The 24,547-nt window shown below is 47.4% G+C and carries 22 protein-coding genes; 5 read left to right on the top strand and 17 right to left on the bottom strand.

Going from position 1 to position 24,547, the window contains the following annotated elements:
* Positions 1–56: 56 nt before the first annotated feature.
* From pnpS to AB447_RS06710, 6 genes are all read right to left on the bottom strand, one after another.
* On the bottom strand, positions 57–1,793 hold the full coding sequence (gene pnpS / locus AB447_RS06735) for a two-component system histidine kinase PnpS (RefSeq protein WP_057957488.1): 1,737 nt from the start codon (positions 1,791–1,793) through the stop codon (positions 57–59).
* Positions 1,786–2,508, bottom strand: a complete 723-nt coding sequence (locus AB447_RS06730) for a response regulator transcription factor (protein WP_048353877.1) — start codon at positions 2,506–2,508, stop codon at positions 1,786–1,788. Before AB447_RS06730 ends, pnpS begins: the two co-directional genes overlap by 8 nt.
* A 335-nt stretch (positions 2,509–2,843) precedes the next feature.
* A complete protein-coding gene (mdh, locus tag AB447_RS06725; protein WP_048353876.1) occupies positions 2,844–3,782 on the bottom strand; it encodes a malate dehydrogenase in 939 nt (312 codons plus the stop codon).
* Between the two features lie 45 nt (positions 3,783–3,827).
* The gene (icd, locus tag AB447_RS06720) at positions 3,828–5,099 is read right to left on the bottom strand and encodes an NADP-dependent isocitrate dehydrogenase (RefSeq protein ID WP_048353928.1); all 1,272 of its coding nucleotides are present in this window, start codon (positions 5,097–5,099) and stop codon (positions 3,828–3,830) included.
* Positions 5,100–5,260: 161 nt separating this feature from the next.
* Positions 5,261–6,379 carry a citrate synthase gene (citZ, locus tag AB447_RS06715; protein WP_057957487.1) on the bottom strand — a complete coding sequence of 373 codons (1,119 nt, stop codon included), beginning with the start codon at positions 6,377–6,379 and terminating at the stop codon, positions 5,261–5,263.
* A 417-nt stretch (positions 6,380–6,796) separates the two neighbouring features.
* Positions 6,797–7,261 carry a DUF441 domain-containing protein gene (locus AB447_RS06710; RefSeq protein WP_048353875.1) on the bottom strand — a complete coding sequence of 155 codons (465 nt, stop codon included), beginning with the start codon at positions 7,259–7,261 and terminating at the stop codon, positions 6,797–6,799.
* A 99-nt stretch (positions 7,262–7,360) separates the two neighbouring features.
* Here AB447_RS06710 and ytvI point away from each other — a divergent pair, with 99 nt between their 5' ends.
* Positions 7,361–8,476 carry a sporulation integral membrane protein YtvI gene (ytvI, locus tag AB447_RS06705; protein ID WP_048353874.1) on the top strand — a complete coding sequence of 372 codons (1,116 nt, stop codon included), beginning with the start codon at positions 7,361–7,363 and terminating at the stop codon, positions 8,474–8,476.
* A 36-nt stretch (positions 8,477–8,512) separates the two neighbouring features.
* Here ytvI and AB447_RS06700 read toward each other — a convergent pair whose 3' ends face one another.
* The 7 genes from AB447_RS06700 to dnaE all read right to left on the bottom strand — a co-directional run bounded on the left by AB447_RS06700 (position 8,513) and on the right by dnaE (position 18,918).
* Complete coding sequence (locus AB447_RS06700) at positions 8,513–8,899, bottom strand: FxsA family protein (protein WP_048353873.1); 387 nt, start codon at positions 8,897–8,899, stop codon at positions 8,513–8,515.
* Between the two features lie 107 nt (positions 8,900–9,006).
* Positions 9,007–10,764 carry a pyruvate kinase gene (gene pyk / locus AB447_RS06695; RefSeq protein WP_057957486.1) on the bottom strand — a complete coding sequence of 586 codons (1,758 nt, stop codon included), beginning with the start codon at positions 10,762–10,764 and terminating at the stop codon, positions 9,007–9,009.
* Between the two features lie 26 nt (positions 10,765–10,790).
* Positions 10,791–11,750, bottom strand: a complete 960-nt coding sequence (gene pfkA / locus AB447_RS06690) for a 6-phosphofructokinase (RefSeq protein ID WP_046129662.1) — start codon at positions 11,748–11,750, stop codon at positions 10,791–10,793.
* A gap of 237 nt (positions 11,751–11,987) precedes the next feature.
* A complete protein-coding gene (accA, locus tag AB447_RS06685) occupies positions 11,988–12,965 on the bottom strand; it encodes an acetyl-CoA carboxylase carboxyl transferase subunit alpha (protein WP_048353872.1) in 978 nt (325 codons plus the stop codon).
* Positions 12,950–13,825: an acetyl-CoA carboxylase, carboxyltransferase subunit beta gene (gene accD / locus AB447_RS06680; protein WP_048353871.1), complete on the bottom strand. Its 876-nt coding sequence runs from the start codon at positions 13,823–13,825 to the stop codon at positions 12,950–12,952. The genes accA and accD overlap by 16 nt, the downstream gene beginning before the upstream one ends.
* A gap of 370 nt (positions 13,826–14,195) precedes the next feature.
* Entirely contained in the window at positions 14,196–15,431 is a 1,236-nt protein-coding gene (gene ystJ / locus AB447_RS06675; protein WP_048353870.1) for an NADP-dependent malic enzyme, read from the bottom strand.
* Positions 15,432–15,573: 142 nt separating this feature from the next.
* Complete coding sequence (gene dnaE / locus AB447_RS06670; RefSeq protein ID WP_057957485.1) at positions 15,574–18,918, bottom strand: DNA polymerase III subunit alpha; 3,345 nt, start codon at positions 18,916–18,918, stop codon at positions 15,574–15,576.
* Between the two features lie 137 nt (positions 18,919–19,055).
* On the opposite strand from dnaE, the gene ytrH reads away from it, so the two are divergent.
* The 3 genes from ytrH (at position 19,056) to AB447_RS06655 (ending at position 20,187) form a co-directional block, all read left to right on the top strand.
* Positions 19,056–19,397 (top strand): sporulation membrane protein YtrH, encoded by a 342-nt coding sequence (gene ytrH / locus AB447_RS06665; protein WP_046129667.1) that lies wholly within the window; start codon positions 19,056–19,058, stop codon positions 19,395–19,397.
* Positions 19,394–19,897, top strand: a complete 504-nt coding sequence (ytrI, locus tag AB447_RS06660; protein WP_048355035.1) for a sporulation membrane protein YtrI — start codon at positions 19,394–19,396, stop codon at positions 19,895–19,897. The genes ytrH and ytrI overlap by 4 nt, the downstream gene beginning before the upstream one ends.
* A gap of 110 nt (positions 19,898–20,007) precedes the next feature.
* Complete coding sequence (locus AB447_RS06655) at positions 20,008–20,187, top strand: YtzJ family protein (protein ID WP_048355036.1); 180 nt, start codon at positions 20,008–20,010, stop codon at positions 20,185–20,187.
* A 123-nt stretch (positions 20,188–20,310) separates the two neighbouring features.
* On the opposite strand, the gene AB447_RS06650 is transcribed toward AB447_RS06655, so the two are convergent.
* On the bottom strand, positions 20,311–21,252 hold the full coding sequence (locus tag AB447_RS06650; protein ID WP_048355037.1) for a DHH family phosphoesterase: 942 nt from the start codon (positions 21,250–21,252) through the stop codon (positions 20,311–20,313).
* Between the two features lie 147 nt (positions 21,253–21,399).
* Here AB447_RS06650 and AB447_RS06645 point away from each other — a divergent pair, with 147 nt between their 5' ends.
* Positions 21,400–21,702: a YtpI family protein gene (locus AB447_RS06645; RefSeq protein WP_048355038.1), complete on the top strand. Its 303-nt coding sequence runs from the start codon at positions 21,400–21,402 to the stop codon at positions 21,700–21,702.
* Between the two features lie 21 nt (positions 21,703–21,723).
* Here AB447_RS06645 and AB447_RS06640 read toward each other — a convergent pair whose 3' ends face one another.
* The 3 genes from AB447_RS06640 to AB447_RS06630 all read right to left on the bottom strand — a co-directional run bounded on the left by AB447_RS06640 (position 21,724) and on the right by AB447_RS06630 (position 24,509).
* On the bottom strand, positions 21,724–23,046 hold the full coding sequence (locus tag AB447_RS06640) for a CBS domain-containing protein (RefSeq protein ID WP_048355039.1): 1,323 nt from the start codon (positions 23,044–23,046) through the stop codon (positions 21,724–21,726).
* Between the two features lie 119 nt (positions 23,047–23,165).
* Positions 23,166–23,717, bottom strand: coding sequence for a PadR family transcriptional regulator (locus tag AB447_RS06635; protein ID WP_048355040.1), 552 nt, complete (start codon positions 23,715–23,717; stop codon positions 23,166–23,168).
* 102 nt (positions 23,718–23,819) lie between these two features.
* Positions 23,820–24,509, bottom strand: coding sequence for a metal-dependent hydrolase (locus AB447_RS06630; RefSeq protein ID WP_048355041.1), 690 nt, complete (start codon positions 24,507–24,509; stop codon positions 23,820–23,822).
* Positions 24,510–24,547: the final 38 nt, after the last annotated feature.

Genomic DNA, 24,547 nt, shown 5'->3' with positions numbered 1-24,547 from the left:
TCAAGTTTTAAATGTGTTTATAAAAGTTGTAAAGCCTTTGTAAAGATTGCTTATTCTCAATGCGGCGCGCGTTTCAAGCGGACTGTAAACACGGTCCCTTTCCCCTGCTCGCTTTCAACATCGATTTCTCCGTGATGCGCTTCAACCAAATGTTTGACGATTGCAAGGCCGAGCCCCGTGCCTCCCGAATTTCTGCTTCTGTCTTTATCGATCCGGTAAAACCGTTCAAAAATTCTCGGGATTTCCGCTTTTTTGATGCCGATGCCCGTATCCTTCACCTTCACTTGGACCGCATCTTCAAGCACCTCGGCAGAAATGGTCACACTGCCGGCCTCCGGCGTATATGTGAGGGCATTGTTGACCAGATTTAAAAAGATCTGCTTCAGCCTGTGCGGATCTCCAGATGCAATGGCCGGTTCTTCCGGCTTTTCGAGCTTCAGCGCGATTCCTCTTTCCTCCGCCTTATTTTTTAACAGCATTTCAATCTCTGTAAGGATTTCACCGATTTCGCAATCCTGGATATTCAAGGTGAAGTTTTGCTGTTCGATTTTGGAAAGGTCCAATAGGTCCTGAATGAGGGTTTGCAGGCGCCCGCTTTCTTTTAAAATAATCGAGAGAAATTGCTGCAGGGTTTCCCGTTCGTTCATGGCTCCGTCAAGCAGCGTCTCAGTGAATCCTTTGATCGACGTAATCGGCGTTTTCAGCTCATGCGAGACGTTGGCGACGAAATCCTTTCTCATTTCTTCAAGCTGCTTTCTCTCCGTCATATCGTGAAACACGAGGACGATTCCCTTCCATTCGTCATTCATGCCGATGATCGGAACCCCGTCGACTTCAAAATATCTTCTTTCAATCCGGATCGGCAAATGAAACATCTTGCGGACCTTTGTTTCGGTCATGAAAATTTCTTCTATAAGATTGATAATTTCCTCATGCTCCAGCACCTCGTGGTAAAAATGGTAAAGAAGCTGGTCGGCTTGAACGTGAAACTGTTTTTGGTAGGCTCTGTTCACAAGATGAATATAGCCTTTCCCATCGATTAAAATCAGCCCGGAGTCGATATTTTCGATCACGGTTTGCAGCCGGTCGCGCTGCATTTCCTGGGCTCTTGTCATATCCTGCAAATTCTGGGCCAGCATATTGATCGACTGGCTCAGCATCGTCTCATCTTCGTTAAATGTCCTTGCATTATAGTTTCCTTTTGCAAGCTCAATCGCAACCTGAGTCGCAGATTCGATCGGAGTGGTATATTGCGAGGTGATTCTCGCCCCGAGGCCCGCTATGATCAGAAACGCCGTTCCGAGGCTGACGCCGAGGAGAATCCAGATCTTTTGGTTGATGCCGGCGTCGGGATCGACAGGCGAATCGATCAGGATATAACCGTAGAGCTTTCCTCCTTTTTTCAGCGGCTGTGCAAAGCTGAAGCGCGAGTCATCATCCGGGTTGATCCGGACACCTTCACCGCTATCTACTGATTGAACCGCTTTTTTTATGACGGATCGATCAGGGCGGCCGCCAAAATGAAAAAGAACCTGACCTTTTGTATCTATCAGCGATACAGCACTGTCGAGTTCACGGCTTGCTTTTTGCAATCGTTCCCCTTGCTCCGGAGACTGAAGATGATCGGTGTCCGAAAGGCCGGCAATGAATCCTGCTTCTTTTTTGATCCGGCTTTCCAGCTTTTCATCGTAAGACGTATGAAACAAGTGCACGAGCAGAAAGCCGAGTGAAGCAAACACGAGAATCAAGAGCGACAGCAGGGCAGCCAGAAGCCGGGTCCGGAATTTAATCATTCAGTTTCGGCTCCTCCATTTTGTAGCCAAGACCTCTGATCGTTTTAATGTATTCAGGTTTTTTCGTGTTTTTTTCAATCTTATCGCGCAGGTGGCTGATATGGACGTCGACGATCCTCGTATCTCCTGCAAAATCATAATTCCAGACAGCGTTCAAAAGCAGGTCTCTCGTCAGCACTCTTCCTTTATGCTTTCCAAGATATAAAAGGAGCTCAAATTCCTTCGGCGTGAGCTCGAGCCGTTCATTTTGGAAATACACCTCATAATGTTCAGGCAGAATTTTCAGCTCGCCGATGATCAGTTCGCCGGCATCCGTTTCCTCTGCTTCATCCTGATGAACAGGTATCGTCTGCGTTCTCCGTAAGATCGCCTTGACCCTTGCCGTAACCTCCCTTGGGCTGAACGGCTTTGTCATGTAGTCGTCCGCACCGAGTTCAAGGCCAAGCACCTTATCGAATTCATCGTCTTTTGCGGTAAGCATCAATATCGGATACATCAGCTTCTGCTGCCTGAGCTCCTTGCAGACTTCGATTCCGTCCATTTTAGGGAGCATCAGATCGAGCACGATCAGATCCGGCTTCTCCTCTACCGCCTTTAATAAGCCGGCTTCTCCGTCCATGGCCGTGACGACCTGGTAGCCGGACCGTTCAAGATTATATTTTAGAAGGGTAACAATTGATTCTTCATCGTCTACAACTAATATCTTTTTGCTCATGACACGCCTCCAGGCTTCATATTTCCCCGACATCTCTATCTCTCTTTATTGATTCATAAACGTTTTCACTCTTATTGTAACGAAAGCCTGTCTGTTCGACAATTTGATTTTTTCTGTGTATCACATAAACTTTCTGAAATTTCGGTAAAACAGCCGGCGCCGGTCCCGTAAGTCCGAAAAATTGCGAGAACGTAAAAGACGGAAATGTCCGGGAAGCTCATTAAGATTAGGTATATGCCGGGAGCCTGTATTTATGTCTTTCGTTTTCATTTTTGCGCGTTTGGAAGGCAAAAAAACAGGAAGGCTCGCGTAAGAGCCTTCCTGTGGTGATTGACTTATGAGAGCACTTTCATGACGTTTTTCACAGATTGGACAGACTGATCAAGCTGACTTTTTTCGAAATCCGTCAATTCAAGCTCAATGATCTTCTCAAGACCGTTTCCTCCGATAATGGTCGGCACGCCGAGATAGATTCCTTCATAGCCGTATTCGCCTTCAAGGTAGGCGATCGTCGGCAATACGCGGCGCTGGTCTTTCAAGATCGCTTCAACCATTTCTGTCAGCGAAGCGGCCGGCGCATAATACGCGCTTCCGTTCCCTAACAGATTGACAATTTCTCCCCCGCCTTTTCTCGTTCTTTCGACAATCGCATCGATGCGGTCTTTTGGAAGAAGCGTTTCAAGCGGAATACCGCCCGCATACGAATAGCGGACAAGCGGCACCATATCATCCCCATGGCCGCCGAGTACAAAGCCCGTGATGTCCTTGACGGAAAGATTCAGCTCTTGAGCGACAAACGTTCTGAATCTGGCCGTATCCAAAACGCCGGACTGGCCGATGACCCGCTCTTTCGGAAAACCGGATTCTTTGTATACCGCATAAGTCATCGCATCAACAGGGTTCGTCAAAACGATGATGATACAGTCCGGAGAGTATTTGACGACCTCTTTGGTGACGCTTCTCATGATTTTTTCGTTTGTAGCGACCAGGTCGTCCCTGCTCATTCCCGGTTTTCTTGCGATGCCCGCGGTGATCACGACGATGTCGGAATCAGCCGTATCTTCGTAATTTGCCGTTCCTGTGATATTGGCGTCAAACCCTTGGACCGGGCTCGATTCAAGCATATCGAGCGCTTTCCCCTTCGTAGGGTTTTCGAGCTGCGGAATGTCGACCAATACGACATCTGCCAATTCTTTTTGTGCCGTCAGGAATGCAGTTGTTGCACCCGTGAAACCCGCTCCGATAACAGATACTTTATTTCGCTTCTTACCCATTTTTTCTACCCCTTTAAATGATTGTATTTGGATAAAGCTTGCCGTTTAAGACATGTTTTTGATGAGCTCGTCTCCGAACTCAGAGCATTTCACTTCTGTCGCACCGTCCATCAAACGGGCAAAGTCGTAAGTGACGACTTTTGATGCGATCGTTTTTTCCATCGACTGGATGACAAGATCTGCAGCTTCATTCCAGCCTAAATGCTCAAGAAGCAGGACGCCGGAAAGGATGACTGAGGATGGGTTGACCTTGTCAAGACCGGCATATTTAGGAGCCGTGCCATGAGTCGCTTCAAAAATGGCATGCCCTGTTTCATAGTTGATGTTCGCTCCAGGCGCAATCCCAATTCCCCCGACTTGGGCGGCAAGAGCGTCAGAAATATAATCCCCGTTTAGGTTCATTGTCGCTACGACATCAAATTCTGCCGGGCGCGTCAGAATCTGCTGAAGGAAAATGTCGGCGATGCTGTCTTTAATGATGATTTTCCCAGCCGCTTCAGCTTCGCTTTGCGCTTTATTGGCAGCGTCTTTTCCGTCTTTTTCGGCAATGCGGTCATACTCGGCCCATGTAAATACTTTATCGCCGAATTCTTTTTCAGCCACTTCATAGCCCCAGTTTTTAAAGGCTCCTTCAGTGAATTTCATGATGTTTCCTTTGTGAACGAGGGTCACGGATTTGCGGCCGTGCTCAATCGCATACTCGATTGCCGCTCTGACAAGTCTTGATGTTCCTTCTTCAGAAACCGGTTTGATGCCGATGCCTGACGTTTCAGGGAAACGGATTTTATTGACGCCGAGCTCGTCTTTCAGGAAGGAAATCAGCTTTTTCACTTCATCAGAGCCTTTGGCGTATTCAATGCCCGCGTAAATGTCTTCAGTATTTTCGCGGAAGATGACCATGTCTGTATCTTCAGGGCGTTTAACCGGAGAAGGAACGCCTTTGAAATAGCGGACAGGACGCAAGCATGTAAACAGGTCAAGCTCCTGTCTGAGCGCAACGTTTAACGAGCGGATTCCGCCCCCTACCGGTGTCGTTAAAGGACCTTTGATAGCGATGAGATAATCGCGGATCGTGTCAAGCGTTTCCTCCGGAAGCCATTCGCCCGTTTTGTTAAATGCCTTCTCACCGGCATAGACTTCTTTCCAGGTGATTTTCTTTTCGCCTTTGTATGCTTTTTCAACGGCTGCTTCCAAAACCCTTGAAGCCGCTCTCCAAATATCAGGACCGGTTCCGTCTCCTTCAATAAACGGGATGATCGGGTTATTTGGAACGTTTAATACTCCGCCAGAGACTGTAATTTTTTCACCTTGTGCCACAATAAAACCTCCCATATTATGTAATGCAATATTGAAAAACATTTGTTTCCTCCTAAGCAAGAGGACAAGCATGTTTTTTCATAGATTCATACGTTCATTTGCAAACCGCGAGTGAAAGAGGCCGCCCCCGTGAAGTACGGACAGCCTCTTCCTCCATCCGTTCAGCTTCTTTCTTCAATCGGAATGAACTTCTGCATGTCCGGCCCCGTATAATCGGCTCGCGGACGGATCAGACGATTGTTTTCATACTGTTCGAGAATATGCGCCAGCCAGCCTGACACCCTGCTGATCGCAAAAATAGGAGTGAATAAATCATGGTCGATTCCTAAGCTATGATAAACCGAAGCAGAATAAAAGTCTACGTTTGGCGGGAGCTTTTTTTCAGTTGTGACAATTTGCTCAGTCCGCTCAGAAATGTCGAACCATTTGCTCTCACCGGTTAAATTCGTCAGCCGTCTGCTCATTTCCTTCAGGTGCTTGGCCCGCGGATCGCCCTGACGGTATACGCGGTGGCCGAATCCCATGATCTTTTCTTTCTTTTCGAGCTTGGCATGAATATAGGAATCTACGTTTTCTACATCGCCAATCTCTGTAAGCATTTTCATAACTCCTTCGTTTGCACCGCCGTGAAGCGGGCCTTTCAAGGCGCCGATCGCAGCCGTGATTCCGGAGTACACGTCTGAAAGCGTAGCCACGCATACCCGTGCCGTAAATGTAGAGGCGTTCAGTTCATGGTCTGCATGGAGAATCAATGCTTTATCAAAGGCCTCCACTTCGACAGGGGAAGGCTCTTTTCCGTTCAGCATGTAGAGAAAATTGGCGGCAACGCCGAGTTCAGGATTTGGCTCGATGGGTTCAAGCCCTTTGCGGATTCTTGAAAAAGCAGCGACAAGAGTCGGCATCTTGGCTTGCAGGCGAACCGCTTTTCTGTAGTTTGCTTCCGCATCCATTTGGTCAGCTTCATCGTCATACAGCCCCAATAAAGAAACGGCTGTTCGGATCGCTGCCATCGGATGGACTTTTCGATTTGAATAGGATTTGAAATGATCAATTAATTCGGTGGGGATACCGGCATTTTCAGAAAGCTGCTTTTTAAGTTCTTCAAGTTCGGCTTTGTTTGGCAGCTTTAAATGCCAAAGCAGATATACGATTTCTTCAAAGCTTGCGTTTTCTGTCAAATCATCGATGTTATACCCTACGTATGTAAGAGTATCATCAATAATTGAGCTTACGGATGACGTAGTCGCGACTACCCCTTCAAGGCCGCGTGTTGCTGTCATATACATCTCTCCCTTTTTTTAAAAATTTCCCCTTTTAAAATTAAACCAAAACCATGGAGCAAACACAACGCATACTGTATGCACCCTCTTTGTCCCAAAAAGAAAATGCTTACATTTTAATTGTTTTTCAAATAAAACAATCGTGCGTCTTTATACCATTCAATACTCCGATATGCTTAATAAAGATTAAGCGTATTTATATTATAAACAATTATCAGACATTTGTTAAATGTTTAACTATAGTTTTTTTTTCTTATTTTTTGAGATTGCTGTCTTCTATTTACAGATTTTTAGTAGTTTCAGCCGTTTTATTTATATTCAATTATGTTTTTTTGAAAAAATACGGCCCTGAAATTTTTTTAGAGACGAAACAAAACATCCCCTTTTCACAAAGGGGATGTCGGAGGATTTCAGGATCTATGATGTAAAATACTGGACGATCTGCATAGCAAGGTATGCGATGCCGGCGCCGATTAAAGGGCCGACTGCGACGCCCTTGAATAACGCGACGGCCAAAATCGTTCCGAAAACAAGGGCGGTGGTGATATGCGGGTCGTCCGCCAGCAGCGTGATGCCGTTTTTGGCGATCAATGCAACGAGAATCCCGGCTCCAAGGGCGATCCACGCATAATACGATTTCATCGCTTCTCCGAGCTGCTTAAACCCGATCTCCCCGGTGGCGATCGGTACAAGGACGGCAATCGTAATCACCGTAACGCCCCAGTTGATTCCCTTTGACTGAATCGCGGGAAACAGCTTTTGGTCGAGCCCGATCAGCTTGATGACCAAAAGCACTGCGACGGCAAATATGAGAGACTGGTTTTTCGCTATTAAAGCGACCGCCAGCAAAAGAAGCAAAAATAAATTGGCTTGTGTAAACATCTGTTTCATCTCCATTTTTTAATGACCTGTCTCATAATCGCAAGACTCATGAATAAAATGAAAAAAAGGACACGCTTTTTTCGCGGGAGGATTTTAGAATTGAATCAATCCTATGTAACAATTGCGCTCCGGGCATGCTGTGTGCTTTTCTTGGCGGCAGCGGCCGGAATAGCAGGATACTACTCGTTTCCGTTAACCTATCCCTTTGTGATCGCTCTTATTCTGGCCATCATCATCAACCCTTTTGTGGAATGGCTGGAAAAATGGACGGGATTTCCGCGGGGCGTTAATGTTGGCATCGTTCTCGTCGGCTTTTTGACCGCGGGGGCCGGCTTTATGACACTGATCGTTGCCGAAGTTGTCTCAGGCGCTGCTTATTTGGCCAAAGTGCTGCCCGCTCAATTTCAAAAAGCAGCTTTTTATGCCGAGCGTTTTTTCACCGATCAGATCATGCCGCTTTATAACCAGCTTGCCGCATTTTTTGACGGATTGGATGCCGGCCAGCAGGAATCGATCATTGCCCAGATCGAGAATGTGGGAAGCGAATTCGCTTCCGGCACCGCATCATTTCTTTCCAAAATTTTAGAAATGGTCCCGCTCTTTTTCGCCTTTTTGCCGAACATGGCGGCCGTGCTGATTTTTTCGCTCCTTGCCACCTTTTTCATCAGCAAGGATTTGCACAAATTGAAAAAATGGGTGCAGACGGTTTTGCCTGACCGTCTGATCAAAGGGGGAATCGCGGTTTACGCCGAGCTAAAAAAAGCGGTGGCCGGTTTTTTGAAAGCTCAAGCTTTGCTCGTTTCGATCACGATGCTCCTCGTCCTGACCGGTCTTATCATACTGAACATCAATCACGCTGTGGCAATTGCTTTTTTTATCGGGCTTGTCGATCTTCTTCCGTATTTAGGAGCAGGATCGGTATTTGTTCCCTGGATTTTATATTTGGTGATGACGAAGCAGCTTCCGCTTGCCATCGGCATCGGCATTTTGTATATCGTTGTCCTGACGTTCAGGCAGCTTGCCGAGCCTAAAATATTGAGCAGGTCGATCGGAATTCATCCTTTGGGCGTATTGATCGCCCTTTTTGCCGGCATCAAGCTGTTTGGGTTTCTCGGACTAATCATGGGGCCCGCTCTTTTCGTTCTGATTCAGGCCCTGTTTACAACAGGTATATTCAAGGAAATCTGGTTTTTTATTAAAGGAAACCAAAAATAAACGACAATCCGCTTTACAGCAGGCTGCCGCTATACTTTATTTAATAATTTTTATCCGTCTTCCTTCAGACATTTTTTTCAGCCTGCGTGATAAAAACGGTTTTAGCCGATTGCGCGTCAGCGGAAGCAGAAGCAACAAACCGATCATGTCGGATAAAAACCCGGGAAGAAGAAGCAGCATGCCGCCGACGAAAATACACAGCCCGTCTAACATCGCATCACCCGGCATCTTTCCGTATTGCAGATCGCGCTGAACTTTATGGTAAATCTCTATGCCCTGTTTTTTAGCGAGAGCCGCACCGAGAAAGCCCGTCAAAATGATCAGCAGCACGGTCGGCAAAACGCCGATCGATTTTGCGGAAAATAGGAACAGACCGATTTCACATGCCGGAAAGATAATGAGAAACAACAGGAAAAACTTCATCGTTTTCACCTCAAATTCTGTAAGGAAGAGAACGGCCGGACTAAAGTCCTTTCTACCGTGTAAAAAAAGAAGGGAAATATGATTCCCCTTCTTTTCAGCATATGCGATTAAAGCACGCTTGCGTGTCCTCTGTACACCGCTCCGCGGGCAGAGTCGACCGTAATGTCTTCGCCATCTGTCAAAATCGAAGTCGCGTTATCTAATCCGACGATGACAGGGATGCCCAGGCTTAAGCCTACGACTGCCGCATGGCTTGTCAAGCCGCCTTCTTCCGTAATCAAAGCAGACGCTTTTTCAAGGGAAGCCATCATATCGCGGTCAGTGCTTTTCGTGACCAAAACAGCGCCCTCTTTCATTTTTTCGGCCGCTTCATTCGCATTTTGAGCTGTGACCACTTCTCCGTATGCTGATTTGCGTCCGATCCCCTGGCCTTTTGCGATCACATCGCCGACGACATACACTTTCATCAAGTTCGTTGTACCGGCTTCACCGACAGCGCCGGCCGTGATGACGATCAAATCGCCGTGGTGGACGATGCCGCTGTCAAGCGACTTTTGCACGGCATTTTCGAGCATTTCGTCCGTTGTGCTGTGATTTTGTCCACTTTTTGCGAAAACGCCGAATACAAGGGACAGCTTTCTCGATACGGAGTCGTTGACCGTAACCGCTACAATCGGTGCTTTTGGACGGTATTTGGAGATCATTCTCGCCGTATGGCCGCTTTCGGTCGGGGCCACGATCGCAGAAACGTCCAAATTGATTGCCGTATGCGCAACAGACTGTCCGATGGCGTCCGTAATCGACATGCCGACCTGCTTGCTTCTCGCGGACAGGATTTTTTTATGGTTGAGCGCCTGTTCAGAACGGGATGCAATATTGTGCATCGTTTGAACGGCTTCAACCGGATAGTTTCCGGCTGCGGTTTCCCCGGAAAGCATGATCGCGTCAGTGCCGTCAAAAATCGCATTCGCGACGTCGCTTGCTTCGGCCCGCGTCGGACGCGGATTGCGCTGCATGCTGTCGAGCATCTGCGTAGCCGTAATAACAGGCTTGCCGAGCGCGTTGCATTTTTTGATCAGCTCTTTTTGAACGAGCGGAACCTCTTCCGCAGGGATCTCAACGCCTAAATCTCCGCGCGCAACCATCAGGCCGTCTGACACTTCAAGGATCTGATCGATGTTGTCGACGCCTTCCTGATTTTCGATTTTTGGAATGATTTGAATATCCGTTGCATTATGCTCTTCTAGCAATTCGCGAATTTCAAGAACGTCGGACGGGCGGCGCACAAAGGATGCGGCGATAAAATCAACGCCCTGTTCAATGCCGAACACGATGTCCTTTGCGTCTTTTTCCGTAATTCCCGGAAGATTGACACTGACACCCGGCACGTTGACGCCTTTTTTATTTTTTAATGTTCCGTTGTTCAGCACCTTCGTCAAGATTTCGCGCTTGTCTGCGTTCACTTCCAGTACTTCAAGGCCGATTAGGCCGTCATCAAGCAAAATCGTCGAACCCTTGGAAACGTCATGAACCAAACCTTCGTACGTCACTGAAATTTTATCGGTCGTTCCGATGACTTCATCCATTGAAACGATCAGTTCGGAGCCTGTAACAAGCTCGATTGCGCCATTCTCCATTGTATGCGTACGGATTTCCGGCCCTTTTGTATCAAGAAGAATCCCGATGTCTTTTCCAAGCTTGCTTGCTGCTTCACGGATATTTTGAATCCTTGCGCCGTGTTCTTCAAAATCTCCGTGGGAAAAGTTAAGGCGCGCTACGTTCATTCCCGCTTCCATCAGCTGGGTAAGCTTTTCAACGCTTTCACTGGCAGGGCCAATCGTACAAACTATTTTCGTCTTTCTCATTTGTTACTTCCTCCTCGGGTTATACACTAGATTGACAGTTCTTGAGACAGCCGGTACATGCTTTGATCAACGGTGTGCTTTTCATCAAGAATCTCGATAATATCATGATGCACAAGTTCGTTATTTTGAATACCGACGCAGCGGCCGCCTTTTCCTTCGAGCAGCAGCTCAACTGCAAATGCGCCGAGCCGGCTTGCCAATACGCGGTCAGCAGCTGTCGGCGAACCTCCGCGCTGGATGTGACCAAGCACAGATACTCTAGTTTCGAGATTAGTGGCTTCTTCAATTCGTTTTCCGAATTCCACTCCGCTGCCGACGCCTTCGGCAACGATGATGATGCTGTGTTTCTTGCCGCGTTCGTGTCCTCTTTGCAGTCTGGCAAGGATTTCGTCCATATCGTAGTCTGCTTCAGGAATCAGAATGGATTCCGCTCCTCCGGCCAATCCTGACCACAGAGCGATATCTCCTGCATGACGGCCCATTACTTCAATCACATATGTACGTTCATGGGATGTTGCTGTATCTCTGATCTTGTCGATCGCATCAATAACGGTATTCAATGCCGTATCAAAGCCGATCGTCAAATCGGTTCCCGGAATGTCATTGTCGATCGTTCCCGGCACGCCCACACAAGGAAAGCCGTGTTCGGTCAACTTTTTGGCACCCATATATGAACCGTCGCCTCCGATGACAACTAATCCTTCTATCCCGTATTTTTTTAAGTTCTCTATGCCTTTTTCCCGTCCTTCAACAGTTTTAAACTCAGGGCACCTTGCTGTATAAAGCATCGTTCCCCCGCGGTGGATGATATCACCGACTGAACCGATTTCCAGCTTCTCTATCTTTCCGCTGATTAGACCTGAATACCCATTATAAATTCCGTAAACCTCTACGTTATGATAGATCGCTTTTCTGACAACCGCCCGAACAGCCGCATTCATTCCCGGGGAGTCCCCGCCGCTTGTCAATACTCCGATTCGCTTCATCTTTTTCACCTCGAAAACATATATAAATTACCTTACCATGTTCATTGCCGCAAAAACAATGAAAAGGGATGCAAATTTGCCCGAGTCCCTTGTAAACCTTATTTATTATACAATTAAACAAAAAGTTTTTAAATAAATTTTAAATAAACTCATGGAAAATTCGAGGTAATGACACAATCCTTTCACTTTCTATGCTGCCACAAAAAATAAACGTGAGCCAAAAGGCCTCACGTTTATTTATTTTACCCCAACAAATTGGTTTTCAGTCGAAATTTTTCCAATTGATTTGTATTTCTCGTATCTCTGCTGGATAAGCTCGTTTTTATCCAGCTTCATCAGCGATTGAAGGGCCTGCTTTAACGTCTCGTCAATATATGCCGCCTGCTTCTTCACATCGCGGTGCGCTCCGCCTCTCACTTCTTTTATAACATGATCAATAATATCTAATTCTTTCAGGTCCGGAGCCGTGATTTTCATCGTTTCAGCCGCTTTTTTCGCAAGTCCTGAATCCTTCCACAAAATCGCTGCCGCTCCTTCCGGAGAAATCACCGAATATGTGGAGTTTTCCAGCATAAATAAACGGTTCGCGACGCCGAGAGCAAGCGCTCCCCCGCTGCCACCCTCACCGATGACGATCGAGATGACGGGTACGGAAAGTCCGGCCATTTCAAAAAGGTTTTTCGCAATGGCTTCGCTTTGTCCCCTTTCTTCAGCCGCTTTGCCCGGATAGGCACCCTTCGTATCAATAAAGCAGATGATCGGCCTGTTAAACTTGTCAGCCTGCTTCATGAGCCTGAGCGCTTTCCGGTATCCTTCAGGATGCGGCATGCCGAAATTGCGGCGGATGTTCTCTTTTGTATCCTTGCCGCGCTGGTGGCCGATCACCGTCACGGGCAGGCCGCGAAACTTGGCGATACCGCCTACAATCGCTTCATCATCACCGAAAAAACGATCCCCGTGGCATTCGAAGAAATCGGTAAAGAGACGTTCTATATAGTCTAGCGTTGTCGGACGGTTCGGATGCCTTGCAATCTGCACCCTGTCCCATGCCTTCAGATTTGTGTAAATATCTTCTTCAAGTTTTTCAAGACGTGCTTCAAGCTTTGTTATTTCAGAGCTTAAATCCATATCTGAATCCTGCGTGATTTTTCTCAGTTCGGCAATCTTTTCACGCAGTTCGATTACCGGTTTTTCAAATTCTAATTCTCCAGCCACTCGAGATCACCTCCAGTTTGATGCATATTTAAAATACTGCCGAGCGTTTTTTTCATGTCGGCTCTGTGAACGACGGCATCAAGCTGACCATGCTTGAGCAAAAATTCCGCGGTTTGAAAATCCTCAGGCAGCTCTTCGCGAATGGTCTGCTCGATGATCCTTCTACCGGCAAAGCCGATCAGGGCGCCTGGTTCGGCAAGGTTGTAATCGCCAAGGGATGCAAAACTTGCCGAAACGCCGCCGGTTGTCGGATGCGTCATGACGGAAATAATCAAGCCGCCTTCTTCGCTGAACAGCTTTAATGCCGAACTTGTTTTCGCCATCTGCATCAAGCTGAGAAGGCCTTCCTGCATTCTCGCCCCGCCGGAGGCGGTAAAAATGATGAAAGGGATTTTCTCTTCCCTTGCTTTTTCAATCGCCAGCGTAATTTTTTCGCCTACGACAGACCCCATGCTCCCCATTCTGAATGACGAATCCATCACGGCAACGACAGCAGGTGACCCGTCGATCGTGCCTTTTCCGGTGACAACCGCCTCATTTAAAGAGGTCTTCTCCCGGTCTTTTTCCAGCTTTTCCAAGTATCCCGGAAATCCCAGCGGATTTTCAGACACCATATCCTGATTGAATTCTTCAAAGGACTGGTCATCAAGCAGGCTTTTGAAGCGCTGCTTCGCGTTCATTTTTAAATGGTAGCCGCAGTTCATGCAGACCCTTAAGTTTTTATCCAGCTCTTTTGTGAGCATGATTTTTTTGCAATCAGGGCATTTTGTCATAATGCCTTCAGGTACGTCTTGTTTCGCTTTCTCCGCGGGAACGGAAGCGTATTTTTTCTTCTTTTTGCTGAATATATCCTTTAACAAAAGATTACCTCCCTTTTCTGAAGGGTTTCCTCATACATGCCTGTCCTAACTCTTAGACTAGAACATCACTATACCGAAACTATTGTACTTTTTTTGTCAAACGGTGTCATCCTCAATTCGACAATTTTTAATCGGCAAAGGCGCGGCTCGCGTTTATGAGCTTTTGGACCGACAAACCGATATATAAGCCTTGAGAGCGGATACAAACGTCCGGAACAGCTTGGCCGAAAAAAATTTTTTCAAGCGAGAATTTCCCTTGGGAGCGTGTCCAAAAAGAGGAAAAATCAATCAATTGATTCAAGAAACAGCGCGTGACAACTCGAGGAAAGCTCCGAGTGATCACGCGCTGATAAAAGCAAACGGCGGTGTGTTATTTTACTTCGATAATCGCGAGTTTTCTTGTTTTTTCAGCGACTTCCTCAGGGTCTACGTCAATCCTTGCCACACCCGTTTCCATAGCTGCTTTTGCAACCGCTTTGGCAACGGCAGGGGCGACTCTCGGATCAAACGGAGCCGGAATGACGTATTCCGCGCGCAGCTCTTCGTCAGAAACAAGCGATGCGATCGCTTCGACGGCGGCAATTTTCATTTCTTCGTTAATATGTGTCGCCCTTACGTCAAGCGCTCCGCGGAAAATGCCCGGGAATGCGAGGACATTGTTCACCTGGTTCGGGAAGTCCGAACGTCCGGTTCCAACAACGCTGGCTCCTGCTGCATGCGCTTCGTCCGGCATGATTTCCGGATTTGGATTTGCCATGGCGAAAATGATCGGCTGATCTGCCATGCTTTCAACCATTTCTTTTGTCAGGGCGCCTTCGACTGAAACGCCGATAAAGACATCCGCACCTTTAATCACGTCCTGAAGCGATCCTTCTATTCTGTTTTTGTTTGTGTATTTCGCCACTTCGGCTTTGACGGCGTTCATGCCGTTCGGACGGCCTTCGTAAATCGCGCCTTTCGTGTCGCACATGATGATGTCGCGGACGCCGAAATGATACAGAAGCTTGATGATTGCGATTCCGGCCGCACCGGCGCCGTTTGCTACCACTTTGACGGAAGACATTGATTTTCCTGACAGCTTCAAGGCGTTTACAAGCCCGGCGACTGTAACGATCGCTGTTCCGTGCTGATCATCATGGAAAACCGGGATTTTCGTTTCTTTTTTCAGGCGTTCTTCGATGACAAAGCAGTTCGGCGCTGCAATGTCCTCCAGATTGACGCCGCCGAAAGTCGGCTCAAGAAGCTTTACGGTTTCAACGATTTGATCAACGTCCGTTGTATTGAGACAGATCGGGAAAGCATCTACGCCTGCAAAGCTTTTAAAAAGAACCGCTTTACCTTCCATAACGGGAAGCGCAGCTTCAGGGCCGATATTTCCGAGGCCGAGCACAGCCGTTCCGTCGGATACAACTGCTACCATGTTTCCCTTCATTGTATAATCGTATACTTTACTGTTATCATCATAGATTGCTTTACAAGGCTCGGCGACACCTGGAGAATAAGCGAGGCTTAAGTCTTCCGCATTTCGAACCTGAACTTTTGATTTTGACTCCAGTTTACCCTGGTTGACTTTATGCATGTGCAGCGCTTTTTCTTTCAATGACATGTTAACAAACACTCCTTCAAGGGAATTTTGCCTAAAATTTTGCTTCGTATACTGCTGTAAGATTCTTTTTGGACGAACAATAGAATCTTAAAAATGATAACACAATTCATGACTTTTTTAACCCTAAATGCTCACGAAATTGTTACCGCAGTACGACATTTTTTTCTCCGACGACGCTTTTCAGGCGGTACAGCACGGCGTGATCAGCTTTTATATTATAGCCTTCGGGAAGCTTCATCGTTTGCTTTTTCTTTTCGTAATAGATGCAGACCTGTGTATCCCCTTTGTGCTCACGTAAAATCGCGCTGATTTTTTCAAGGATCTCCTGGGAATGCTGATGTTCTTCAACCTTGATATAAACAGCAGGCTTTTTCTCCGTATGCAGCGCCTCAAGGAGAGAAGCCCTGGCGATGATAAGCTGGCGTTTTTCGTTTCTTGTTTCAAGCCGCCCTTCGGCGTAAAGCGCGACCCCTTCTTCCAATATCGGAGAAAGCCGTCTGAACTGTTCGGGAAACACGACCGCTTCCATCTCCCCGCTTTCATCGCTTAATTCGAGAAATGCCATCGTTTGTCCCGCTTTCGTCCGTATCGTTTTCATCTTTGTTACAAGAGCGCCGAGAGCGGCTTTCGTCCGGCTGTTTCCGGTCAGCTGAATGATCGGAAGGGCGCCCGCATGGTCCAGCAAGGTGCGGTGGACGGTCAGCGGATGGTCTGAAAAGTAAATGCCGAGCGTTTCTTTTTCGCGGGCAAGCAGATCGACGAGCGGCATCTCTTCCGTTTTCGCATATTTCGGTTTGATGGTCAGCGCTTCATCGAGAAAAAATCCAAGCTGCTCATTGTCCCCCGCAAACAACTCGGCATGCTCCAGAGCGATATCTACGGAAGCGAGCAGGGTGGCGCGGTTTTCCCCGAATTCATCCATTGCTCCGGCAAATATGAGAGCCTCTATCGTCTTGCGGTTGACGCTTTTCGCGGATGTCCTGACGCTAAAGTCAAACAGGTCTGCAAACGGCTTTTCCTTTCTCGCCCTGTATATTTCTTTTACAGCCGATATTCCGACGCCTTTCACGGCCCTTAAGCTGTAGCGGAGCGCTCCGTTTTCAACCGTGAACGGGTAGCCGCTTTTATTGATCGAAGGCCCCAGAACGCGAAGCCCTTTACCCTTTGCTTCATAGATGTACTCGGCGAGCTTATCCTCATTGCCGATTGCACTCGTCAAAAGGCCGCACATAAAGTACAGGGGAAAATGGGCCTTCAAATAAGCGAGCTGATAGCCGATCATACTGTAAGCGACCGCATGGCTTCGGTTGAAGCCGTAATTGGCGAATTTGACGATCAGATCATATACCTCGTTTGCCGATTTAACGGAATATCCTTTCTTCAGGCATCCATCTATAAAATGATTTCTCTCTGTATCGAGAATTTCCTTGTTTTTTTTGCCGACGGCCCGCCGCAAAAGGTCGGCTTCCCCCAATCTGAAGCCTGCCATTTTTGAGGCAATCATCATAATTTGTTCCTGATAAACGATGACGCCGTACGTATCTTTTAAAATGTCCTCAAGATCTTCGTGCGGATAGAAAACGGGCGCCTGACCGTGCTTTCTGCCGATAAACAGCGGGATATTTTCCATCGGGCCGGGCCGGTAAAGGGCGTTGACCGCAACGATGTCCTCGAGGCTGTTCGGTTTGAGACGTTTTAACACATTTCTCATTCCGGCGGATTCGAGCTGAAAGATGCCTGTCGTGTCGCCCGCTGATAAAAGCTGAAACGTTTGTTCATCATCATACGGGATAGCGGAAAAATCGATCGTGATCCGCTCTTTTTTTTCGATCAGCGATTTGATTGACTCGATCAGCGTCAAATTGCGCAGGCCGAGAAAATCCATTTTGAGAAGGCCCAGATCTTCGAGATGGCCCATTGAATATTGCGTTAAATACACCCCGTCATGACCTTCTTGTATCGGTACGATATTCGTGAGCGGCTCCTCGCTCAATACGACGCCTGCCGCATGAATGGACGTGTGCCGGGGCAGGCCTTCGATTTTCCGGGCCGTTTGAAATATGTCCTGCAGCCGCTTTGATTCATTCAGGCGCCTTGCGAGTTCAGGAGATAGCTCTTTCGCCTCTTTCAAGGTCACACCCGGCTTTGACGGAATCAGCTTTGCCAGCTGATCGGCTTCTTTCGGGCTGATGCCCATCACCCTTCCCGCATCCCTGAGCGCGGCTTTTGCGGCGAGTGTCCCGAATGTAATGATCTGGGCGACGTGCATGGCGCCGTATTTATTTTTCACATACTGAATGACTTCATCCCTTCTCGTATCCGGAAAATCGATGTCAATATCGGGCATCGTGACCCGTTCCGGATTTAAAAAGCGTTCAAACAGAAGCTTGTGCCTGATCGGATCGACATCCGTAATAAACAGCGTATAGGCGACAAGAGACCCTGCCGCAGATCCGCGGCCCGGGCCGGTGATGATGCCGTTTTCGTGTGCGAATTTCATAAAGTCCCAGACGATGAGAAAGTAGTCGCTGAACGCCATGTCTTTAATAACGGAAAGCTCATATTCGAGCCTTTCGACGTATTCACGGGAAGGCGAGGCAAACCGCTTGGAAAGCCCTTCAAAACAAAGCTCAGCTAAAAATTCATCCGCGTGTTTGCCGCCGGGAGCCGGATACTTCGGGAGACGCGTCTGGCCGAGGCTTAAATCGACGTGGCATCGATTTGCGATCTTGACCGTATTCTCGAGCGCATCCGGGTGATTCCGGTAAATGTCCAGCATTTCACAGGCAGGCTTCAGATCAAGGTGCAGATCGCCTTGAGCCTCAACCGTTTCCCCGAGTTTCTCCCCCGCTTTAATCGCTTTTAAGCAAGTGTAAGCCGTAACATCCTCTTTTTCGATGTACCGCACATCTCCAGTGGCAGCAATCGGAATTCCCGCCGCCTGCGAAAGCTCCATGATGCGCTCGGAAAGCAGCGGATCGGCCTTATACGGCTGGTAAGACAGATAGAAGTGCTCCTCGCCGAAAATCGCTTGATACCGGAGTGCGGCTTCTTTTGCCTTTTCGGGCTCCCCGCCTTTTAACAGCGTTTCAATATAACCCGTTTCGCCCGTTGTGAGCGCAATAATATCCTCATGATAGCTTTTCAGCCATTTTTCTTTTATGCCTGATTTTGATTTTGACTGCAGCACGCTGCTGATTTTCAGCAGATTTTGATATCCTTTATTCGTCTTAGCCAAAAGAACGAGCGGATATGAAAGCTGTTCTTTTTCATCTGTAAGAACGGAAGCGGTCAGCCCGATGATCGGCTTAATCCCGCGTTTTTTGCATGCTTTATAAAACTCAACCGCCCCGTACATGACCTCATCATCCGTCAGGGCCATCGCGCCGTAGCCGAGCGCTTCGGCCTTGGCAGCGAGATCCTCCACAGAGGCGGCGCTGCTTAATAAACTGTAGCCGCTATGCACTTGCAGGTGAACAAAAGGCATTCTGTCACCCCTTCCTTTTCGAGCAATCTCCTTTCATTATATGATGTGAATGAATTAGAAACAAATGTTCTTTCTTCCCGCATCATTCATACTTGTCTTACATTGTCCATATCATGTTAAAAGGTGAGGTGATCGAAATGGACCCGGAACAGCCTTTTTTTCCAAACTTTATCAGCTGTTACTTTATCGCGCTCGGCGTTCTTCTCGGCGGTGCATTAATCGGCGGAATCGGCGCTTATTTGTCAGGCCAGCCGCCTTTAACGATTATTACGAGTCTTGCAAACCGTCTGAAGATATGGGCATTGGTAGCCGCAATCGGCGGTACATTCGATGCGGTCTACAGTTTTGAAAGAGGCATTATCGAAGGCAATACGAGAGACATCGTGAAGCAGCTTCTTCTGATCCTTTCGGCAATGGGAGGAGCGCAGACGGGATTTCTGATCATCAATTGGCTTACGCAGGAGCATATTTCATCATGAGGGTCCCTCCTTATCATAAAAAGCCGGGCTGGCAACGTTTTTTCGCGGGGATCATGTGCGGAGCCGTAATCAGCTGGTGCGTATTCCTGTTTACGTACGGCACATTCCAGGAGAAACAGGTTATCATGATACGCGAGCAGAAGGAACGAATCACGGATTTGAATAAACAAATCGACATTTACCGGGAGGATCTCCATAAACTGAATGAAGACAACAAAAGAAAGCTGTTGATCCAAAGCGTTGACGTCAAGCTTGTAAACGCCAAGCAATACAAACTGTCCCAGCCAGATCAGATGAATGTTGAAGAGAATATTAAAGATAATATTTCCGACGTCATTACGAAGGACATCGAAAGTGTTTACAGAACGAGGGAGCTTCTGAAACGGACGATTGAAAACAAAGTGTATACGATCAACGATAAAACCTACAAAGCAAAGGTTACGGAGCTGACGATTTATACAAGGCTTTCCGTCGAGATCAAAATTTCTTTTTCCGAATAAAAATATGGATTTTTTTTAACTATTTAAAGACTTTCGTCGCTTTTTTCCATTTTTTATTTTAAACTGTCATTACATGATATGATGACAATCGAAAAAGGGAGGAAAGCAGAATGTACATTTACAGTTACCATCAGCTGGCAAGAGATAAAGTCAACCGAATCAAGCTGGGCTATTCGGCTTATGCGGAAACTGATATTCTCGCGTCCCTTATCAAAAAAGAATTAAAGGCACAAAACATCCGCGTATTTGAAGATGTGACGGATTTCGGATCTTGGTTTATACCCGAATAGGCGAAAACACGGAGGGCGTCCGCACGATGAACACGCATGAAAACCGGCGATGTGGGCTGTTTTGTTTACCTGAAAATGCAAACGCTACCAATTAGACAGCACAAAAAAAGAGGGTTTCCCCTCTTATTTTTGTTCTTTACATATGTGCTCCAAGTCGGCGATGACGCGTTCGGCATCTTTCCAGTCGTAAATGGAAGCGCCGGCCGCCAGAGGATGGCCTCCGCCGTTGTATTTTTTTGCGATTTCATTTACAATCGGCCCCTTCGACCGCAGCCTTACCCTGATTTGATCGGCTTCCTCGACGAAAAACACCCATGCCTTAATTCCGGAAATATTGCCAAGCGTGCTGACGAGCTGCGATGCTTCAGACGGCGTAATATTGTACTGCTTTAATATGTCCTCTGTAATGTGCACAGAGGCAACACCGTGTTCCGTCAATGAAACATTTTGATAAATGTATCCGTTCAGCCTCACAACATTGAGCTTTGTCTCATACAATTGATTAAAAAGTTCCTGAGATGAGAAAGGATATTCGATGAGCTCGCCCGCATATTTCAATGTCTTCTTGGTCGTGTTCGGAAACAGAAAACGCCCTGTATCGCCGACGATGCCTGCATAAATCAGCTCGGCCCCTTTTACCGGAAGCTTCCATCCCGCTTCTTTCCCGGCCAAATACAATTCATAAATCATTTCGCTCGTTGAGCTTGCATCCGTATCGACCCAGATCAGATCGCCGTACCGGTCTTCGTTCGGATGGTGGTCGATTTTAATCAGCTTTGCGCCCATATTGTAGCGGGGGTCTGAAATTCTTTCCTGATTTGCCGTATCGCAAACGATGACAAGGGCATTTTCGTAGACGGAGTCTTCGATTGTTTCCGGCGTATATAAAAATGACAAAGACGGTTCTGGCGTACCCACCGCAAAAATATTTTTTTCAGGATAGGTTGCTTTCAAGATTTCCGTAAGGCCGCACTGGGATCCGTAGGCATCAGGATCAGGCCTCACATGTCTATGTATAATGATAGTGTCATATAATGATATGGTTCTGATGATTTCTTTTTTCATGCCGTGCCCCTTCTTTACACTTATTTTTAACCATTAAATCATAAACTGTAGTTGGTGGAAAGTGAAAGTTATGACTTTTTATTGTAGAAAGCAAACCCGTTTATGTATACAATGGGTTTGTAAAACTTACAATGGAGGATGTCGAATATGCCGTTTTTTGTTTTTTTCATTGTGGTTTCAGCGATTCTTTATGTGTATTACAAGATTCAATATGTAAGAACAAAAAGGGCCCTTTTGAAAGAATACCTGTCCGCTAAATCGAGCATGTCTTTAGGCCTTTTTATTATGTTTTTCGGACTGAATCAGCTCTTATTAAACAGGGGCGCTTTAAGCGCTGCCATCGGGGTCATTTTCGTTCTGACCGGAATCGGAAGCATGTGGGCCGGATACAGGGCTTATAAACATTATGTCCCTTTGCTCGCAAAGGAAAACGAGAGGGAAAACGCTTGAGCGGCATCCGGCCGGATCCCTTCAGCTTCTTTCCATGAGCTGTACCATCATCATCGCTTTGCCGACGAGGGCTCCCTGATGAAAAACTTCAATATCCATTTTTCCGAACTTTCTTCCCGCTTCCAGGATGTGCGGCTTAATCTCAATGACAGACTCCATTTGCACGGGCTTTAAAAAATAAATCGTCATGCTTTCGATAACAAGATCACCCTTTTTGCGCGAACGCAAAACGCGGTTTGCCGCTTCGGTCAAAATTGTCGTGAATACACCGTAAGAGATCGTTCCCAAATGATTCGTCATCTGCGGTGTCACTTCATATTGATAAACGGGGGAAGGATTCTGTTTGTCAATTTCTGATTCCTTGAATCCGCCTGTGACGATATCATCTAGTTTTTCACCGACTTGCGGCTGTTTTTGGATCATTTGCAGCGCTTTTAACACATCCTGACGGCTGATCATGCCGATCAGCTTCTGCCGCTCATCTACCACCGGAAGCACTTCGATTCCTTCCCAGACCATCATCTGTGCTGCCGAGGCTACGGACGTTTTGCCGACGACCGTAATCGGATTTTTCGTCATGACTTTCTCGATAAGCACGGAGCGGTCATATCCTGCAACATCCTTTGGCGTCAGAATGCCGTGGATTTTCATCTGGTCGTCAACAACCGGAAAGCGCCCGTGGCCCGTTTCAAAATTCTTTTCGTACCATCTTTCAAGCCTTTCAAGGGGAGATAAGCAGACCGTTTTTTCAAGCGGGGTCAATATATCTTCAACAAGCACAACCTCTTTTTTAATGAGCTGATCGTAGATCGCCCTGTTGATCATGGCTGCGACGGTAAAGGTGTCATAGCTCGTCGACATGACCGGAAGCTCAAGCCTGTCGGCAAGCTCAAGGATCGACGGTTCGGTATCAAACCCGCCCGTTACCAAAACAGCGGCGCCCGCTTCAAGAGCCTGGCGGTGCGCATCGATCCGGTTCCCGACGATCAAAAGGTTGCCGGCTCCGGTGTATCTCATCATCGCATCGAGCTCCATCGCTCCGATGACGAACTTATTCAGCGTTTTATGAAGCCCTGCTTTGCCGCCGAGTACGTGTCCGTCGATGACGTTGACCACTTCGGCGTATGTCAGTTTTTCAATATTTTCTTTTTTCTTTTGCTCGATCCTGATCGTCCCGACTCTCTCGATCGTGCTGACGAAGCCTTTGTTTTCCGCTTCTTTGATCGCTCTGTAAGCCGTCCCTTCGCTCACTTTCATTTCTTTGGCAATCCGCCTGACGGAAATTTTTTCACCGACGGGCAAGGAATCAATATATTTTAAGATCTGTTCGTGTTTTGTCGCCAATCGTTTCACCTTCATCCTCTGACTGCATGATATGGTTATATTATAAATGCTTGGACGTTTTTGCCGCAATCCGGCCCGCGCAAAATAAAAATAAGCTGTTCATGGGCCCATGGCTGCCTTCATCCGCGCTTCATCAGCTCCAGCGCCTTCTTTAGCCAGTTGCAATAGCCATTTTCCCGTTCGAGCGCCCTCGTCAGGACAAGGTAGTGGCCAAAGTGCGGGGACTGAAAGGAAAACTCTGGTCCGGCTTCCTGTTTCAGCTCTTCAAGCCTTTCCTTTAAAAAAGCGGCCTTCTGCTTCCGTTTGGCGAGCTGGTCGGCAAAAAGGCCTTCTGCTTCACCCGGCTCCATCGCCGAAATGAAATAGGCTTTCAGCATAAATTCATCTTTCACCGTGTTAGGAACCGGCTGATATGCCGTCAGCCATTCATGAAGCTCCCGTTTTCCGGCGGCGGTTATGGAATAGACCTTTTTTTCCAATTTCGATCCTTGTATAACCGTTTCAAATTCGATGAACCCCTCATCTGTAAGCTTTTTCAGCTCGGGGTAAATCTGGCTGTGCTTCGCGCTCCAGAATTGGCCAAGCTCTGCTTTAAAATGGCTCGTCATATCATAGCCGCTCAGACTGCCTTTATCCAAGAGACCCAAAATGGCGTATTTCAGTACCCTCATGTTTATCCTCCAACGTATATCGTGATGATATTATATCATGCTGCACATGTTTTGATTTACATACAAAAAAGGAGCCCGCGATCAAGGGGCCCCATGCTGCCTTCATGATTTCAATTCGATCGATTCGCCGACTTCCAGCACTTTCCCGACGCCGCCCGGCAGGCTGTCGGCAAAGGCGTGCGGATCCTGTTCGATGACCGGGAACGTCGAGTAATGAACGGGAACAACCTGTTTGGCTCTGAGCCATTCCGCAGCCAGTTTTGCATCTTCAGGTCCCATTGTAAAATTGTCGCCGATCGGCAAGAATGCGAGGTCGATGTGGTTTAACTCACCGATGAGCTTCATATCTGAAAAAAGACCCGTGTCTCCCGCATGAAAAATCGTTTTACCTTCAACAGTCAGCAAGATCCCCGCCGGCATTCCGGTATAAACGATTTTTTGATTGTCTTCTTCCGTATAAGCGGAGCCATGGAATGCCTGTGTCAGCTTCACTTTTCCAAAATCAAACCGGTGCGAACCGCCGATGTGCATCGGATGTACATTCAAGCCTTTCCATCCGAGGTAAACCGCAAGTTCGTTCGGAGCGACGACAAGCGCGCCGTTTCGCTTGGCGATTTCCACGGTGTCGCCGACGTGGTCGCTGTGGCCGTGTGTCAGCAGGATGGCGTCTGCTTTAACATCTTCAGGCTTTAAGTCTGTTAAAGGATTGCCAGTAAGAAACGGATCAAAAATTAAATGGTGATTTTCTGTTTCAACTGTAATGACCGAATGACCATGGTATGTCACTTTCATCATATCCACCCCAATTTCATGTTTTTTATGAAACAAAA

It is taken from the genome of Bacillus glycinifermentans (assembly GCF_001042475.2).
Lineage (GTDB): Bacteria > Bacillota > Bacilli > Bacillales > Bacillaceae > Bacillus > Bacillus glycinifermentans.
Note: the sequence above shows the minus strand (reverse complement) of the source record. Positions and strands in the feature narration are given on the sequence as shown.